Genomic DNA, 16,708 nt, shown 5'->3' on the forward strand with positions numbered 1-16,708 from the left:
GGGCGGCACTGTGAACGACCGACAGGATCCGTACGGGCAGGTCTACGGATACGACGAATACGGGCGCCCGCTCTACATGCCGGCCCCTCCCCAGCAGCAGCGGGGACAGCAGGAACAGCAACAGGAACAGCAACAGGAACAGCAACAGGAACAGGAACAGCAGCGGGAGCAGCCCGCCGCGCACGAGAGCTACGGGTACGGCGCGTACGCCACGGGCCACCCGGACGCCCACCAGCGGCAGCGGTACGAGTACGGTACGGCGCAGCAACCGCCCGCCACGGACGTCTACGCGGGTTACGGCTACGACTACGGCACCGCCGGGCAGCCCGCCGGGCAGCCCGCCGCCGCCGAGTCGGCGCCGCCCGAGCCCGCCGAGCAGCCGGGGGCCGTGCCGCCGCCCAGACAGCCGCCGGACGACGACTACCAGACCGAGCAGTTCTCCTTCGTCGACGAGCCCGACGAGGAGTCAAAAGACGTCATCGACTGGCTGAAGTTCACCGAGAGCCGCACCGAGCGCCGCGAGGAGGCCAAGCGGCGCGGCCGGAACCGGCGCCGGCTGCTCGCCGTGGTGCTGGTCCTGGCACTGCTCGGCGGCGCCGGGTATCTGTGGGCCACCGACCGGCTGCCGTTCGTGCCCGGTGCCGGCGGCGCCGGGACCTCCGCCGAGGCCCAGGAGCGCGACGTGATCGTGGTCCACCTGCGCCAGCTCGACTCCGACGAGACCGCCACCGCCCTGCTGGTCGCCAACGAGACCACCTCGGCGGGCACCATGCTGCTGCTCCCCAACGACTTGGCCGTGACCCCCGACAACGGCCCCACCACGCTCGGCCAGGCCGTTCTCGACGAGGCCGCCGGATCCGTGCGGGAGGCCGTCGGCGGGTTGCTCGGCGCCGATATCAAGGGCACCTGGCGGCTGGACACCCCCTACCTGGAGAACCTGGTCGACCTGGTCGGCGGCATCACCCTCACCACCGACACCGAGGTGCCGGACGAGGCGGGCGAGGCGGGCGAGGGAGACGATGAAGGCGAGGGAGGCGAGGCGCGCGAGGGACCGCTGGTCCCGCTCGGCGAGGACGTCGCGCTGGACGGCGGGGCCGCCGTCGCCTACGCCACCTACCGGGCCGAGGACGAGCCGCAGAGCGCGCAGCTCGCGCGGTTCGGCCAGGTGATGCGGGCGGTTCTGGAGAGGATGCCGGACACCGAGGGCGGCGCCGTCCGGATCGTGCAGGCGCTCTCCCAGATCACCGACCCCTCGCTGACCGAGGAGGAGCTCGGCGCCAGCCTCGCCCGGCTCGCCGGTTACGCGGAGGCGGGCGAATACACCACGGAGCAGCTCCCCGTCGAGGAGGGCGGGACCCTCAGTGACGAGACCGCGGACGGGCTCGTGGCGGACGTGCTGGGCGGCACCGTCAGCGACGCCGCCCCGGGCGCGGCGCCACGGGTCGGCATCCGGGACGCCGGTGGCGGCCAGGGCTCGACCGAGCAGGCGAGGGTCACCCTGGTCAACGGTGGCTTCAGCGTGGTCGACAGCCGCGCGGCGGGCGAGACGAGCGCCGAGTCGTCGGTGGTGTACGCGGACGAGGCGCACCGGGGGACCGCCGTCGAGGTGGCCAGGACGCTGGGCCTGTCCGAGGAGGCCGTCACCCAGGGTGAAGGTGCGGGCAATGCCGATGTGACGATCACCCTGGGCGAGGATTTTGGGGAGTGAGGGTCGGCGCGGCGTGAGACCCTGGACAGCACGGACGGGCCCCCGCCCGCGACATCGAGGAGATTGCTGCACCTGTGACCGCCACGGACCGCGCCACCGAGCTGATCGAGGTCGCCGCCCAGGCCGCCGCCGACAAGCTCGCGCACGACATCATCGCCTACGACGTCAGTGACGTCCTGGCCATCACCGACGCCTTCCTGCTGGCCTCCGCTCCCAATGACCGCCAGGTCAAGGCGATCGTCGACGGCATCGAGGAGCGGCTGTCCAAGGAGCTGGGCATCAAGCCGGTCCGCCGCGAGGGCGAGCGGGAGGGCCGCTGGGTCCTGCTGGACTACGTCGACGTCGTGGTGCATGTGCAGCATGCCGAGGAGCGGGTGTTCTACGCGCTGGAGCGCCTGTGGAAGGACTGCCCGTTGCTGGAGCTGCCCGAGGACGCCCAGGCCACCCGGGGCCGCGCCGCCGAGCACGCGGTGGAGGTCGGCGAGGGCGGTGAGCGGCGCTGAGCGGCGCGAACGGCGTCCGCCGGATCGTGCTGTGGCGGCACGGTCAGACGCCGTGGAACCTGGAGAACCGGTTCCAGGGCACCACGGACATCGAGCTGACCGACATCGGCCGGGCCCAGGCGCGCCGCGCCGCCGGGCAGCTGGCCCGCCTCGACCCGTTCGCCATCGTCTCCTCCGATCTGCGCCGCACGCGGGACACGGCCGCCGAGCTGGCGGAGGTGACCGGGCTCGACGTCACCTATGACGAGGCGCTGCGGGAGACGTATGCGGGCGCCTGGCAGGGGCTCACCCACGAGGAGATCATCGCCCGTTTCGGCGACGAGTACGCGGCGTGGAAGCGCGGTGAGCCGGTGCGGCGCGGGGGCGGCGAGCTGGAGACGGAGGTCGCGGACCGCGCGGCACCGCTCATCGAGCGCACGGCGGAGAAGCTGCCGCCCGGCCGGGCGCTGGTCGTCGTCAGCCACGGCGGGGCCATCCGCACCACCATCGGCCGGCTGCTCGGGCTGCCCCCGGGGAGCTGGGAGTCGCTGGGCGGGCTGTCCAACTGCTGCTGGTCGGTGCTCGGCGAGAGCGTGCGCGGCTGGCGGCTGCTGGAGCACAACGCGAGCTCGCTGCCCGAGCCCGTCATCGGCGACGACGTCTAGAGCGGGTCGGCCCCGGCGGCGAGCGACTCGACGTACCGCCGGCTCTCCTCGTCGCCCGGGGTGTACACGACCAGCCGGGAATCCGGCATGCCGTTGACGGACAGGGACTGCGAGCACAGCCGGATCTCCCCGATGTCCGGGTGCCGGAAGGTCTTCACCCGCGGTCCGGGCGGCGCGACGTCGCCGCTGGCCCACATCGCGGCGAACTCCGGGCTCGCCGCGCACAGTTCGCGGACGAATGACTCCCAGGCCGGCTCCCCGACGTGGCTGCCGTAGGAGGCCCGCAGGGTGGCGACCATGATCTTCAGCTCGTGCTCCCGCAGGACGACCGGGCACCGCACGGGATCCGTGGTGAACAGCGTCCACAGCACATTCCGCGGTCCGTGCCGTCTCTGGTAAGCGTCGGGGAAGAGCGCCCGGTAGGTGGCGTTGTTCCCCAGCACGTCGTAGCGCGCGTTGTAGACGACGGCGGGCAGCGGATTGAGGGCGTCGAGCACCACCCGCATGCCGTCGTCGACGGTGTCCACGCCCGGTGTGCCGTCCTCGGGCCCGGGGACGCAGGGCACTTCGGCCAGGTGGTACAGGTGCTCGCGCTCGACGGCGTCCAGCCGCAGCGTGCGGGCGATCGCGTCCAGGACCTGCGCGCTGGCGTTGATCGGTCTGCCCTGCTCCAGCCACGTGTACCAGGTGATGCCCACGCCCGCGAGCTGCGCGACCTCTTCGCGGCGCAGGCCGGGCGTGCGTCTGCGCAGGCCGGGCGGCATGCCGACATCGGCGGGGGTGATGCGGGCCCGCCTGCCGCGCAGGAAGGCGGCCAGCTCCAGCCTGCGGCGGTCGCTCGCCGTACCGCGCGTCACGGGCGTCATGGTCGTCACGTCTCCCACCTTGCCGTTCCCCGGCACCGGCTGCCAGGTGCTGTCAATACCAGTATCGAGGGGCTCTCGTTACCGGTATCGCGTCGGGCGCACGCTGGTGGGCATGACCACGACATCGACGATCACGCCGGCCGGGCGGGCCACGGGGGGCCGTCCGGCCGGACGGCCGGGCTGGCTGCTGACCATCGTCCTCGCCGGACTGTTCATGGCACTGCTCGACGTCTTCATCGTCAACGTCGCCGCACCCACGATCCAGTCCGATCTCCACGCTTCCGGCGGCGAGTTGCAGCTCGTCATCGCCGGCTACACCATCTCCTACGCGGTCCTGCTCATCACCGGCGCCCGGCTCGGCGGCCGGTACGGTCCCGGGCGTCTGCTCCTGGGCGGGCTGGCACTCTTCACCCTCGCCTCGCTCGCCTGCGGCCTGGCTGTCGGCACCGGGCAGCTGATCGCCTTCCGCTTCCTCCAGGGCGCCGGCGCCTCGATGATGCTGCCGCAGGTGCTCAGCCTCATCCAGCGCACCTTCACCGGCACCGCGCGGGCCAGAGCGCTCACCCTCTACTCGGCGGTGATCGCGACCGGCGCCGCCGCCGGCCAGATCGCGGGCGGCGCGCTGATCGACGCCGACCTGTTCGGCTGGGGCTGGCGCCCGATCTTCCTGGTCAACGTGCCGATCGGCGCGGCGCTGCTCTTCTTCGGCCTGCGGGTCGTGCCGCTGGACCGCCCGGCGCGCACCGAGCGGGCCCGCTCCCTCGACCTGCCGGGGCTGACGCTGCTGACCGCCGCCGTCATGCTGTTCACCATCCCGCTGGTGCTCGGCCAGGAAGAGGACTGGCCGCTGTGGTGCTGGCTCTCGCTGGCGGCCAGCGCGGTGCTGGTGGCGCTGTTCGTCACCTACGAGCTGCGGCTCGCGCGGCGCGGTGGGGCCCCGCTGATCTCGCCCCGGGTGCTCGGCAGCCCCGGCATGCCGCTGGCCGCCGTCCGGATCTTCCTGGTGATGGCGACCAACAGCGGCGTCATGTTCGCCCTGTCGCTGCACCTCCAGGGGGCGGAGGCGGGCGCGGCGCTGGGATACGGCCCGCTGCACGCCGGGCTGATCTTCATCCCCACCGCCGTCACGTTCGGCGCCGTCTCGCTGATGTGGCGCGGCATACCGGGGCGCTGGCACGGCCTGTTGGTGCCCGGTGGGTTCGCGGTCTCCGCCCTGGCGATCCTGGTGATGGGCCTCGCGCTGCGCGACGGCGACGACGTGGGGCCGGTGGCGCTGGTGGCGTTCGGCGTGAACGGCGCGGCCAACGCGCTGGCCTACAGCCCGACGTTGACCCGTTCGCTGGCCTCGGTCCGGCCGGAGGACGCGGCCGACGCGAGCGGGGTGACGGCGATGATGACACAGCTGGGCATGCTGGTGGGCATCGCGACGTTCGGCACGCTCTACCTCAACCGGACGGAGAGCACGCTGTCGTCGGCGGACGGACTGTGGGTGACAACGCTCGTGCTCGGTGTGACGGCCGCGGCGGGTGTGGCGGCCGGGGCGCTGAACCGCGCGAAGACCCGCTGAGCCCTGTGTATCGATCCCGTCTCCCTTGGTGCGGAGGCGGGATCACAAGGCTTATCCGCAGGCTCCTGCCATGGCAGAATCGTCACTACGCCGGGAGCGGGACCTCCCGGTTGTGATCACCGACTCGACGGAGGGGTATGCCTCGTGTGCACGGCCCACAACCGAGGGTGGAGCTGATAGGCGCATGGGTGCACACAGCAGAAAGTGCGACTGGTGCGGAGCGGGTACGCCCATCGTCCGCGACCTGCAACCCGTCAACGTGGCTTACCAGTACTGGTGTGTGGAGTGCGCGCGGGCGCTGATCATAAAGGGCGACCCGATCGAGGTGTACCGCGAGCTGGAGGGCGAGCCGATCTACGGCCGGCTGCTGGACGAGCACTGCGCGCTGAAGCGTTTCTACTCGTTCGCGAGCGTCTGACCCCGGCCGGAACCGATTTGGCAAACGAGCCCAGGGGGCGTGTACAGTAGGCATCGCCGCCGAGGGAAAGCCCGGAAGGGAAAGCCCAAAGCGTCGCGACAAGGGGCTATAGCTCAGTTGGTAGAGCGCTTGCATGGCATGCAAGAGGTCAGGAGTTCAATTCTCCTTAGCTCCACAAGATCGAGAGGCGAGGTGTGTTCGCGGAAAGCGCGAACGGCCTCGCTCTTGTCATTTCTGCTCGGCTTCGCCTCGCATGGCGGGGGCTTCGCCACCCGCGCCCCCCGGGGGGTGGGGGCGGGGCGTGTGCCGGGAAAGCGCGAGCGGCCTCGCTCTTGTCATTTCTGCTCGGCTTCGCCTCGCATGGCGGGGGCTTCGCCACCCGCGCCCCCCGGGGGGTGGGGGCGGGGCGTGTGCCGGGAAAGCGCGAGCGGCCTCGCTCTTGTTGTTTCCGCTCGGCTTCGCCTCGCATGGCGGGGCCCGGTCTGTTCGGTGGGGGCGGTTTCGGGCAGTGCGCTACCCTGTCGGCATGCGTGCCGTACGCCTTCTGCTTACGCGGCCGCGCTGACGAACGTCGGACACGACGCCAGCGCGGCCATCCCCTCCTGTGTGAGGGGTTTTTTCATTGCGTGGCAGAGACGACCCATGGAGTTCGAAGACGATGAGCGAGACACACAAGTACGACGCCGCCCTGGCCGCGGACATCGAGGCTCGCTGGCAGGACTACTGGGAGCGGCACGGCACGTACGAGACGCCCAACCCGATCGGGGATCTGGCGGACGATCCGGAGCAGGCCGCCCGGCCCAAGAAGTTCATCATGGACATGTTCCCGTACCCGTCGGGCGCCGGGCTGCACGTGGGGCATCCGCTGGGGTACATCGCGACCGACGTCTACGCCCGCTTCCAGCGGATGACCGGGCACAACGTCCTGCACACCCTGGGGTTCGACGCCTTCGGGCTGCCCGCCGAGCAGTACGCGGTGCAGACCGGCACGCATCCGCGGGTCTCCACCGAAGCGAACATCAGGACGTACAAGACCCAGTTGCGGCGGCTGGGCCTGGGCTACGACCAGCGGCGCTCGTTCGCCACCATCGACGCGGACTACTACCGCTGGACGCAGTGGATCTTCCTGCGCATCTTCAACTCCTGGTACGACCGGGACGCCGACCGGGCGCGGCCCATCGACGAGCTGATCGCGCGGTTCGAGGCGGGCGAGCGGGCCACGCCCGACGGCCGGCCGTGGAGTGAGCTGACCGCCGTCGAGCGCGCCGACGTGCTGAGCGGGTACCGGCTGGCCTACGCCTCCGACGCGCCGGTCAACTGGTGTCCCGGCCTGGGCACCGTGCTGGCCAACGAGGAGGTGACGGCCGACGGCCGTTCCGAGCGCGGCAACTTCCCGGTGTTCAAGGCCAAGCTGCGGCAGTGGAACATGCGGATCACCGCCTATGCCGACCGGCTGCTGGACGACCTGGAGACTGTGGACTGGCCCGAGGCCATCAAGCTGCAGCAGCGGAACTGGATCGGCCGCTCCGAGGGGGCCCGGATCGGCTTCCGGGTCGGGGAGGAGGGCGACGGTAGCACCGTCACCGTCTTCACCACCCGGCAGGACACGCTGTTCGGCGCCACTTACATGGTGCTGGCGCCCGAGCACCAGCTGATCGACGCCGTCGTCCCGGCCGCCTGGCCTGAGGGCACGCACGCGGTGTGGACGGGCGGGCACGCCACCCCGGCCGACGCGGTCGCGGCGTACCGCAAGCAGGCCGCCACCAAGTCGGACGTGGAGCGGCAGGCGGACGCGAAGGAGAAGACCGGCGTCTTCACCGGCGCGTTCGCCGTCAATCCGGTCAACGGCGAGCGCGTTCCGGTGTTCATCGCCGACTACGTGCTGCTGGGTTACGGCACCGGCGCCATCATGGCCGTTCCGGCGCACGACAGCAGGGACTTCGTGTTCGCGCGGGCCTTCGAGCTGCCGATGCGGTGCGTCGTGGAGCCGGACGACGGACGCGGCACGGACCCGGCGATGTGGGAGGACGCGTTCAACTCCAAGGACGCGCGCATCGTCAACTCGGCGGCCGAGGGGCTGAGTCTGGACGGGCTGACCGTCTCCGAGGCCAAGGCGCGCGTCAACTCCTGGCTGGAGGAGCGCGGTCTGGGCGAGGGCACCGTCAACTTCCGGCTGCGCGACTGGCTGTTCAGCCGCCAGCGGTACTGGGGCGAGCCGTTCCCCATCGTCTACGACGAGGACGGCGTCGCCCACGCGCTGCCCGAGGAGCTGCTGCCGCTGGAGCTGCCGGAGATCGACGACTACTCGCCGCGGACGTTCGATCCGGAGGACGCCGACACGCGGCCGGAGACGCCGCTGTCGCGCAACGAGGAGTGGGTCCACGTCACCCTGGACCTGGGCGACGGGCCCAAGCGGTACCGCCGGGAGACCAACACCATGCCCAACTGGGCGGGTTCGTGCTGGTACCAACTGCGCTACCTGGACCCGCACAACGACGAGAAGCTGGTCGACCCCGAGATCGAGCGGTACTGGATGGGGCCGCGCGAGGGCATGTCCACCGGCGGCGTCGACCTGTACGTGGGCGGCGCGGAGCACGCCGTGCTGCACCTGCTGTACGCACGCTTCTGGCAGAAGGTCCTGTTCGACCTGGGCCACGTCTCGTCGGCCGAGCCCTACCACAAGCTGTTCAACCAGGGCATGATCCAGGCGTACGTCTACCGGGACAGCCGCGGCTTCCCGGTGCCGGCGGCCGAGGTCGAGGAGCGGGACGGCGCGTTCCTGTACGAGGGGCAGCCGGTCACCCGCGAGCTGGGCAAGATCGGCAAGTCGCTGAAGAACGTGGTCGCGCCGGACGAGATCTTCGCCGCGTACGGGGCCGACACGCTGCGGCTGTACGAGATGGCGATGGGGCCGCTGGACGTGTCGCGGCCCTGGGAGACCCGGGCGGTCGTCGGCCAGTACCGGCTGCTGCAGCGGCTGTGGCGCAACGTGCTGGACGAGGCGACGGGCGAGGTCACGGTCGTCGGGGATGAGCCGGACGAGGTGACGCTGCGTGCCATGCACAAGGCGATCGACGGCGTCACCCAGGATCTGGAGCAGCTGCGCTTCAACACGGCGATCGCCAAGATCACCGAGCTGAACAACCATGTCACCAAGATCGAGCGGGTGCCGCGGGCGGCGGCGGAGACGCTGGTGCTGCTGATCGCGCCGCTGGCGCCGCATATCGCGGAGGAGCTGTGGCGACGGTTGGGCCACGGGGAGAGCGTCACCGGCGAGGCGTTCCCGGTGGCCGATCCGGCCTATGTGGTGGACGAGTCGGTGACGTGCGTGGTGCAGGTCAGGGGCAAGGTCCGCGCTCGGCTGGAGGTCGCGCCGACCGTGTCCGAGGCGGAGTTGGAGGCGCTGGCGCTGGCCGACGTGGCTGTGGTCGAGGCGCTGGGCGGCGCCGCGATCCGCAAGGTCATCGTGCGGGCGCCGAAGTTGGTCAACATCGTGCCCGCGTGATCCGGCCGTTGGGGACCTACTCTGGGGATTCATGGAGATAGCTATCGCTCTGCTCGCGCTGTCCCTGGTCGTGTTCGGCGTCTTCGTCGCGGTGGTGGTGCGCGGTGTGCGCGCCGCCAGACGCGGCATCACGCGCGCCCGGCGGGAGGTGCGTCGCACGCTGACCGACGCCGCGCTCACCGCGCGGGCCGCCCAGCCGGGCGTGGTGGGTGAGATGGCGCGGATGCGCCGGGAGCTGCGGAGCTCGCTGGACAGCACGCGCGGCACGCTGCTCGCGGGCGCCGAGCGGGATCCGGCGCTGCGCGAGGCCCTGGGTTTGCTGGACCAGCTCGCCGAGCACGGGGAGCGGCTGGACGGCGAGCTGGCCCTGCTGATGGCGGCCGAGCCCGACCGGGCCCGTGTCGCCGCCCGCCTGCCGGATCTGCGGCGGCGGGCGGAGCGTATCCGTTCGTCCGCGGACTCGCTGCGCCAGGCCGCCCAGGACCGGGCGCGTCACGACGGCACCGCGGGCCTGGACTCCCTGCACCAGCAGATCGCGCTCGAGTCGAACGCGCTGCGGCACTGGTCGCCGGTGACCGACCCGCCAGCCGATCGGGCGGCGGATCGAGCGGCCGAGCGGGCGGCCGAGCGGGCGGCCGAGCGCAAGGCGGTCGAGGACGCGGACTGAGCCCGTCCGGGACGGCCCGCGTCGCCGTGCGGTGTGGGGAGTTGGGCTTTTACCGGCGGCGTCCGTCACATGCCGGACGCGCGTCCGGGCCGGTGCTCTGCCGGGGGCCGGGGACGGCTCCGCTAGTCTCCGTTCTATGTCCCGCTCTCTCGTCATCGTCACCGATTCCACGGCCTACCTGCCGCGGGCGGCGATCGAGAGCCACGCGATCCGGGTGGTGCCGCTGACGGTGGTGCTGGGCCGGGAGGCGCTGGAGGACGGCACCGAGGAGGCGGGGCGGAGGCTGGAGCAGGCGCTGCGGCAGCGGCAGCCGGTGACGACGTCGCGGCCGGGGCCGTCGATGTTCGCGGCGGCCTACCGGGCGGCGGCCGAGGCGGGCGCGACGGGCATCGTCTCGCTGCATCTGTCCTCGGAGATCTCCGGCACCTACGACGCGGCGGTGGTCGCGGCGCGTGCGGCGCCGGTGCCGGTGCGGGTGGTGGACAGCGGGATGGTCGCGATGGCGCTGGGTTTCGCCGTGCTGGCTGCGGCCGAGGTGACGGCGGTCGGCGGCACGCTGGACGAGGCGGTGGCGGGCGCGGTGAAGCGGGCCGAGGCCACCCGTGCCTACTTCTACGTCGACACCCTGGAACATCTGCGGCGCGGCGGCCGGATCGGCGCCGCACAGGCGCTGCTCGGCTCGGCGCTCGCGGTCAAGCCACTGCTCGAACTGACCGAGGGCCGCATCGAGTTGCGGGAGAAGGTGCGGACGGCGGGGAAGGCCATCGCGCGGCTGGAGGAGCTGGCGGTCGACCACGCGGGAGCGGGACCCGTCGACATCGCGGTGCACCACGTGGCGGCGGGAGAACGGGCGGCCCAACTGGCCGAGCGGCTCAGTCGGCGCCTGCCGGGGCTCGCGGAGCTGCACGTGAGTGAGGTGGGCGCGGTGCTCGGCGCGCACACCGGCCCCGGACTGCTGGGCGTGGTCGTCTCACCGAGGTGAGCCCGGGCGGGCCGGCCGCCGGAGGTCCGGCGGCCGGCCCGCGCCCTCAGCCCACGCGGGACATCCGCTCCCGCGCGGTCCGGGCGGGCAGCCGGTGGCGTGCCACCTCCGCCAGCCGGGTCGGGCCGGCCAGGTCGGCGACGACGACGAGCTCCCCGTCCACCGCGCGGATCCAGACGTCGCGGCCGACCAGGCTCGGCGGCAGCGGGTAGCGCCGCGCCCCGTACGCGATGGCGCGGTCGCCGTCCACCGTCCGCCGCCGGCCGAGGGCGAGCGCGCACGGCTCGGACGGCACCGGACGCAGGCGGCGGCGCTCCATGGTGATCCGCTCGTTCCCGCTGTTCACCCGCTCGGTGAACAGCGCGCAGGCCGAGCGCAGCGCGCCGAACGAGGTGTAGCGCTGGCGCAGATCGGTGCCGATGGGCACCAGGTCGCCCGGCGCGATCCGGATCTCGGCCCACCTGCCGTCGTCCATGGAGGCCGGGCTGTACGGAACGCGCGCCCGAGCCTGGGCGCCGTAGTGCAGGCCGACCTCGGCGAGGTCGGAGTGCCGGATGCCGATTCCGGCGCCGGGCGCCGTCAGCAGGTGCTCCGGGACGCCGCCCATGGCGCGCAGCGCGGTGTCCAGGCAGCAGACCAGCGACGGGAGCGTGCGGTCCCACGCCGGGATCACGACGCGGAATCGCGACCAGGGCAGCCAGGCGTGGAACAGCGACGTCCGGCGCGGCTGCCCGTCCGGGCCCGGCACGGTCGGGCCCTGGGTCCAGCGGAACTCCAGCCACAGACCGGGCTCAGGGACCCATGGCCGGTAGGTGCGGCGGACCCCGGCCCGCCATCGGGCCTTGGCCTCGGCCACGAGGCGCCGGGTGGTGCGGTCCGTGCCGTCGAACCCCAGGCTCCGCAGGCGCTCATGGGCACGGGCCGCGCTCAGGCGCCCCTGGGAGCGGTCGACCCACTCCTCGACCTTCTCCACGTACATGTCGGTGAGCCGGGGGCGGCGGATGGGGGCGGCCACCGGGCGGCCGGTGTCGCGGGCCGCCACATAGCGGCGGACGGTCTTCGGGTCGCACCCGACGATCCTGGCCGCCGCGTGCGCGCATTGGGTGGCGTCGTAGGCCACCAGTATGTGGATGACTTCCTCGGCGGACTTCTTCACGGCGCCTCCACAAGAGTGGGGCGGTGCGCCGGATTTTCGCGGGATATGAACATCTGATGTGCTCTCTGTCCTGCTTCTCGGGCTGATGGTGATCGGAACGCACGCGCGAGGAGCGCGTGGTGCCGGGTCAGCCCGGGAGTGCCAGAACGCCGTGCGGGCGGTCGCGCAGGGGGTGGTCCGGCCCCGTGGGGGGCTGATCCTCACCGGAGAGCAGTGGGTGGCCGGTCGGCAGCGCGGTCGGCTGGTCGACGCCGCGCGGGGTCTGGTCGCAGACACACCGCCCGGGGTCGGCGGTGTGGTCCCGGGAGGGGAACGGCGACGGGTGGCCGTCGCCACCTGCCGGGCCGCCGGGCCCGGCTGTCGCGGCGGGCGGCGGGGCCGTGGCCCGCTCGGCGGCGGACGACCGCTCGGCGAGCGGATCGGGGTCGGGCACCGGTGGGCCGAATCCGGGCTCTCCGGACCGGTCCTCGCGCTCGGTGCGCTCGGCGGCGGCCCGGTCGCGGCCGTCCGGAGTGCCGGTGTCGTGGTCCTCGGCGCGGTCGCCGGCCTCGGCCGGTGCCTGCCCGGAGGGCGGGGAGGGGGACGGCAGGGAGACGCGCACCGGCGGCAGCTGGTCCGTCAGGCTCGTCACCACGGGCTCAAGCACCCTGGGCGCCGCCTCGGCCACCCGGGCTATGTCCGCTATCCCGGGCAGGGATGACTCGACCGGGGCCCGGTCCGGGGCCCCCTCCACGGCTTCCGCCGGGCCAGGTGCCGCGGGGTCGGCTTCCGCCGGGCCAGGTGCCGTGGGGTCGGCTTCCGCCGGGCCAGGTGCCGTGGGGACCGGCTCGGCCGCCGTGTCGGTGGCTTCCGTCGCGGTGGCGGACCGGACCGCGCCGGGCACCGGCTCCTTCGGCGGCGCGGGCGCGGGCGCGTCCCACACCGTGACCAGCGCGGGCGGCAGGTCGTCGGACTCGTCGGCGTGTGCCGATCCCGCGAACAGGACGGCCAGGAACAGGGCTCCGCCGAGCAGGAGGAGGACCATCAGGGCACGCCACACCGCCGTGGGACACCGGACTTCGGTGTCGGGGCGGACGGCGTGCGTGGTCATGGAGCGATCCTCTGCCCTTGTGTGAGGGGCGCACAAGTCCTCGGGCCCAGGTGTACTCACCTCGGTGACGAAGTTTTCCACAGAGCCGTGGTTGTCCACAGATCCGGCCGTGGGCCGCCGTGGGGCGTTGGCGGGCTCTAGCGTCAAGAGGCATGGAGACAAGGCGAGTAGGCAGGCGGGGAGCCGGGTCCGGCCCGGCCGGCAGAGGACCGGGGCGCCGGCCGGTGCGCGCCCGCGAGGCGCGGGCGGCGCTGACGCGGACGCGCGCGGCGGTGCTGTTCCCGGCGGGGCTGACATGGACGACGGGCGAGCTGACCCCGGCGGCCTGGGAGGAGCGGGTGCGCGGGCCGGGGACGTCGGCGGCTCGGCCCCCCGGGGAGGTGGTGGCGCGGTCCCCCGGGGAGGTGGCGGAGACGCCGGCCGAGCCCGGGGAGCGGCTGTCCCTGTGGCGGCGGGGGCGGCTGGCCGCGGGGGAGCGGCTGCCGTCGTGGGTCCGGTCGCGGTGCGGGATGGAGGCGCGGACGCTGGCCGCGCTGTCCGTGGTGCTCCTGGTGGCGGCCGTGTTCGCCCTTCATCACTACTGGACGGGGCGGCCCCGGCCGGTGCCCGTCGCCGAGCGGGAGGTGCCCGCCGTGGCGTCGCCCGTCGCGTCGCCGTCGGCGGAGGTGCCCGCCGAGGTGGTGGTCGACGTGACGGGCGAGGTGCGCGAGCCCGGTCTCTACACGCTGCCCGCCGGGTCCCGGGTGGCGGACGCGATCGAGGCGGCGGGCGGTGCCGAGCCGGGCGCGGAGACCCTGGGACTCAACCGGGCCCGGCCCCTGGTCGACGGGGAGCAGATCCTGTTCGGCGCCGAGGCGCTCGCCGCACCGGCCGGGGACACGGCGGCGGGCGGTGCCCTGGGCGGCGCGCCGGGCGGGGGCCTGGTCAGTCTGAACGCGGCCACGGCCGAGCAGTTGCAGACCCTGCCCGGCATCGGGCCGGTGCTGGCGGAGCACATCGTCGGTTATCGCGAGGAGAACGGCGGCTTCACCTCCGTCGACCAGCTCAGCGAGGTCTCCGGGATCGGCGAGCGCAGGCTGGCCGACATCAGGGACCGTGTCAGTCTCTGACCGGCCGGCGGCCGGGCGGCATCCCGTGCACGCCGCCTCGGGCCACCGGCTGGGCGCGGCGCATCCGAGGCAGAAGCTCCCCGGTGACCTGCGGCTGGTGCCGCCCGCGGTGGCGGCCTGGGCGGCGGCGGCCGTGGCGCTGGGCGCGCCGGGGCGGGTCACCGCCTGCTGCGTGGGCCTCTGCCTGCTCGCCGCGGTGACCGTCCTGGTCCGGGCCCGGTGGCCGACCGGGGGGTCGCGGCCGGTGCGGCCGGTGGCGGTGGCCTTCGTCATGGTGCTGCTGTGCGCGGCGGCGGGCGCCGGGGCGGCCGGGCTGCACCGGGCGGGGGTGCGCGGCGGGCCGCTGCCGGGGCTGGTCGGGCAGCGGGTCACTGCCGAGGTCACCCTCACCGCCGACCCCCGGGCCACCGAGTCGCGGCCGGGTGGCGGGCCGGGGCCGGTCGTGCTGGCCGCCGAGGCGACCCGGATCGGCGCCGGAGGCGCCGAGCGGGCCGTCCGCAGCCCGGTGCTGGTGGTGGTCGAGGTCGACGGTCAGGAGGCCGAACGCCAGGGAGAGTGGCGGGAGTTGCTGCCCTCGACCCGGCTGCGGGTCCGGGCCGCGGTGGTGGCGCCGCTGCCCGGCCGTGAGGCTGAGGTCGCCGCCGTGCTCCGGGTGGGCGAGGCCGGGCCGCCGGAGGTGGCCGGGGGACCCAGCGGGCCGCAGCGGTTCGCCGGGCGGCTGCGGGCCGGGCTGCGGGAGGCCGCCGAGGGGCTGCCGGGCGACGCCCGGGCGCTGCTGCCCGCCCTGGTCGTCGGCGACGACTCGGGCATCCCGCCCGAGCTGATGGAGGCCGTGCGAGCGACGGGGCTGACCCACGCCATCGTGGTGAGCGGCAGCCATCTCGCCATCATGCTGGCGGTGTTGATCGGCCGACCGGCCACCGCGTCGCGCGCGGAGCGGGGCGGGCTGGCCGGGCGCCTGGGGCTGCCGCTGCGTGCAACGGCCGCTGCGGGCGGCGGGCTGGTCGTGGTGTTCCTCCTGGTGTGCCGGCCGGAGCCCAGCGTGCTGCGGGCGGCGGTGTGCGGCGGCATCGCGCTGCTGGCCGTCGCCACCGGGCGGCGCCGTTCGCTGCTGCCCGCCCTGGCCGCGGCCGTGCTGCTGCTGGTGCTGTACGACCCGGCGCTGGCCCGTTCGTTCGGCTTCCTGCTCTCCGTGCTGGCGACCGGTGCCCTGCTCACCGTCGCGCCGGGCTGGAGCCTGGCGCTGCGGCGGCGCGGGGTGCCCGCCCGGCTCGCCGAGGGGCTGGCGGTGGCGGCGGCGGCCCATCTGGTGTGCGCGCCGGTCGTCACCGTCTTCGCGTCGAGCCTCAGCCTCGTGGCCATCCCGTGCAACTTGCTGGCGGAGCCCGCCGTCGCGCCGGTCGTGGTGCTGGGCTGGCTCGCGCTGGTCGCCGCGCCGGTCTCGATGCCGGTCGCCACCGCCCTGGCGTGGGCGGCGAGTTGGCCCACGCGCTGGATCGCCGTCGTGGCCAGAGGCGGCGCGGGGCTGCCCGGGGCGGAGCTGGGCTGGCCCGGCGGCTGGCGCGGCGCCGCGCTGTTGCTGGCCGCCGGTCTGGCCGCGCCGGCGCTGGCGCGGCGCCTGCCGGGGCGACCCTGGCTGTCGGCGCTGTGCGTGCTGCTGGTTCTGCTGGCGGTCCTGCGCCCGCCCCCGGTCACCCGGCTGCTCACCGGCTGGCCACCGCCCGGCTGGCGGCTGGTGGTCTGCGATGTGGGGCAGGGCGACGCGCTGGTGCTGTCCGCCGGGAGCGGCCAGGCGGTGGTCGTGGACGCCGGGCCGGAGCCGGCGGCGGTGGACCGCTGTCTGCGGGAGCTGGGCGTCCGGCGGGTGCCGCTGCTGGTGCTGACGCACTTCCACGCCGACCATGTGGCCGGGCTGCCGGGGGTGTTGGCGGGTCGGGCGGTGGGCGCCATCCAGACGTCCACCGTGCGGGACGCCCCGGATCAGGCGGAGTTCGTCGAGCGGGTGGCGGCCCGGGCGGGCGTGCCAGTGGTGCCGACCGTGCCGGGGGAGCGGGGCGGCGTCGGCGACGGGCTGAGCTGGGAGGTGTTGTGGCCGCCATCGGCGGCGGAGGCGGCCGGGCTGGAGGCGAACGACGCGAGCGTCACGCTGCTGGTCCGGGCCGGGGAGCTGACCGTCTTCCTGCCCGGCGATCTGGAGCCGCTCGCCCAGGAGCGGCTGCTGGCCGAGCGTCCCGGACTGTCGGCGGTGGACGTGGTGAAGGTCGCCCATCACGGCTCGGCGGCGCAGCATCCGCCGCTGCTGGAGCGGCTGCGCCCCCGGCTGGCGCTCATCTCCTCCGGCGCGGAGAACACGTATGGCCACCCCGCCCCGGCCACGCTGGCGGCACTGGAGGCGGCGGGCGCGGCGGTGCTCAGGACGGACACCCACGGCGCGCTCGCCGTCACCGGGACACCGGAGGGGCCGCGTGGCCACACTCGCGAGTGAGCCGCCGC

Annotated in this window: 13 protein-coding genes and 1 tRNA gene; 11 read left to right on the forward strand and 3 right to left on the reverse strand. The window is 74.0% G+C overall.

The annotated features are described in order from the left end of the window. Positions 1 to 10: 10 nt before the first annotated feature. From OIE51_RS19825 to OIE51_RS19835, 3 genes are all read left to right on the forward strand, one after another. Positions 11 to 1,708, forward strand: coding sequence for an LCP family protein (locus tag OIE51_RS19825; protein WP_326599082.1), 1,698 nt, complete (start codon positions 11 to 13; stop codon positions 1,706 to 1,708). Positions 1,709 to 1,782: 74 nt separating this feature from the next. Next, positions 1,783 to 2,211 (forward strand): ribosome silencing factor, encoded by a 429-nt coding sequence (rsfS, locus tag OIE51_RS19830; protein WP_326599083.1) that lies wholly within the window; start codon positions 1,783 to 1,785, stop codon positions 2,209 to 2,211. A 26-nt stretch (positions 2,212 to 2,237) separates the two neighbouring features. Beyond that, on the forward strand, positions 2,238 to 2,855 hold the full coding sequence (locus tag OIE51_RS19835; RefSeq protein WP_326599084.1) for a histidine phosphatase family protein: 618 nt from the start codon (positions 2,238 to 2,240) through the stop codon (positions 2,853 to 2,855). Here the strand turns inward: OIE51_RS19835 and OIE51_RS19840 are convergent. Next, complete coding sequence (locus tag OIE51_RS19840) at positions 2,852 to 3,721, reverse strand: helix-turn-helix transcriptional regulator (RefSeq protein ID WP_326600710.1); 870 nt, start codon at positions 3,719 to 3,721, stop codon at positions 2,852 to 2,854. The two genes, OIE51_RS19835 and OIE51_RS19840, sit on opposite strands and share 4 nt — an antisense overlap. Before the next feature lie 112 nt (positions 3,722 to 3,833). Between OIE51_RS19840 and OIE51_RS19845 the strand changes: the two genes are divergently transcribed. From OIE51_RS19845 to OIE51_RS19870, 6 genes are all read left to right on the forward strand, one after another. After that, complete coding sequence (locus tag OIE51_RS19845; protein WP_326599085.1) at positions 3,834 to 5,288, forward strand: MFS transporter; 1,455 nt, start codon at positions 3,834 to 3,836, stop codon at positions 5,286 to 5,288. 184 nt (positions 5,289 to 5,472) lie between these two features. Then, positions 5,473 to 5,706 (forward strand): hypothetical protein, encoded by a 234-nt coding sequence (locus OIE51_RS19850; RefSeq protein ID WP_049575784.1) that lies wholly within the window; start codon positions 5,473 to 5,475, stop codon positions 5,704 to 5,706. Between the two features lie 102 nt (positions 5,707 to 5,808). After that, a tRNA-Ala gene (locus OIE51_RS19855) sits at positions 5,809 to 5,881 on the forward strand. A gap of 483 nt (positions 5,882 to 6,364) precedes the next feature. Next, positions 6,365 to 9,211 carry a leucine--tRNA ligase gene (gene leuS / locus OIE51_RS19860; RefSeq protein ID WP_326599086.1) on the forward strand — a complete coding sequence of 949 codons (2,847 nt, stop codon included), beginning with the start codon at positions 6,365 to 6,367 and terminating at the stop codon, positions 9,209 to 9,211. 31 nt (positions 9,212 to 9,242) lie between these two features. Further along, positions 9,243 to 9,878 (forward strand): hypothetical protein, encoded by a 636-nt coding sequence (locus OIE51_RS19865; protein WP_326599087.1) that lies wholly within the window; start codon positions 9,243 to 9,245, stop codon positions 9,876 to 9,878. Positions 9,879 to 10,014: 136 nt separating this feature from the next. Continuing rightward, positions 10,015 to 10,860 carry a DegV family protein gene (locus OIE51_RS19870; RefSeq protein ID WP_326599088.1) on the forward strand — a complete coding sequence of 282 codons (846 nt, stop codon included), beginning with the start codon at positions 10,015 to 10,017 and terminating at the stop codon, positions 10,858 to 10,860. Between the two features lie 46 nt (positions 10,861 to 10,906). On the opposite strand, the gene OIE51_RS19875 is transcribed toward OIE51_RS19870, so the two are convergent. After that, on the reverse strand, positions 10,907 to 12,016 hold the full coding sequence (locus OIE51_RS19875; RefSeq protein WP_326599089.1) for a hypothetical protein: 1,110 nt from the start codon (positions 12,014 to 12,016) through the stop codon (positions 10,907 to 10,909). Between the two features lie 127 nt (positions 12,017 to 12,143). Beyond that, positions 12,144 to 13,106 carry a hypothetical protein gene (locus tag OIE51_RS19880; RefSeq protein WP_326599090.1) on the reverse strand — a complete coding sequence of 321 codons (963 nt, stop codon included), beginning with the start codon at positions 13,104 to 13,106 and terminating at the stop codon, positions 12,144 to 12,146. Positions 13,107 to 13,330: 224 nt separating this feature from the next. Between OIE51_RS19880 and OIE51_RS19885 the strand changes: the two genes are divergently transcribed. Then, on the forward strand, positions 13,331 to 14,215 hold the full coding sequence (locus OIE51_RS19885; RefSeq protein WP_326599091.1) for a ComEA family DNA-binding protein: 885 nt from the start codon (positions 13,331 to 13,333) through the stop codon (positions 14,213 to 14,215). Next, positions 14,202 to 16,700, forward strand: coding sequence for a ComEC/Rec2 family competence protein (locus OIE51_RS19890; RefSeq protein ID WP_326599092.1), 2,499 nt, complete (start codon positions 14,202 to 14,204; stop codon positions 16,698 to 16,700). The genes OIE51_RS19885 and OIE51_RS19890 overlap by 14 nt, the downstream gene beginning before the upstream one ends. Positions 16,701 to 16,708 lie beyond the last annotated feature (8 nt).

Origin of the sequence: Streptomyces sp. NBC_01803 (assembly GCF_035917415.1) — a bacterium.
In the GTDB taxonomy this organism is placed as follows: Bacteria; Actinomycetota; Actinomycetes; order Streptomycetales; family Streptomycetaceae; genus Streptomyces.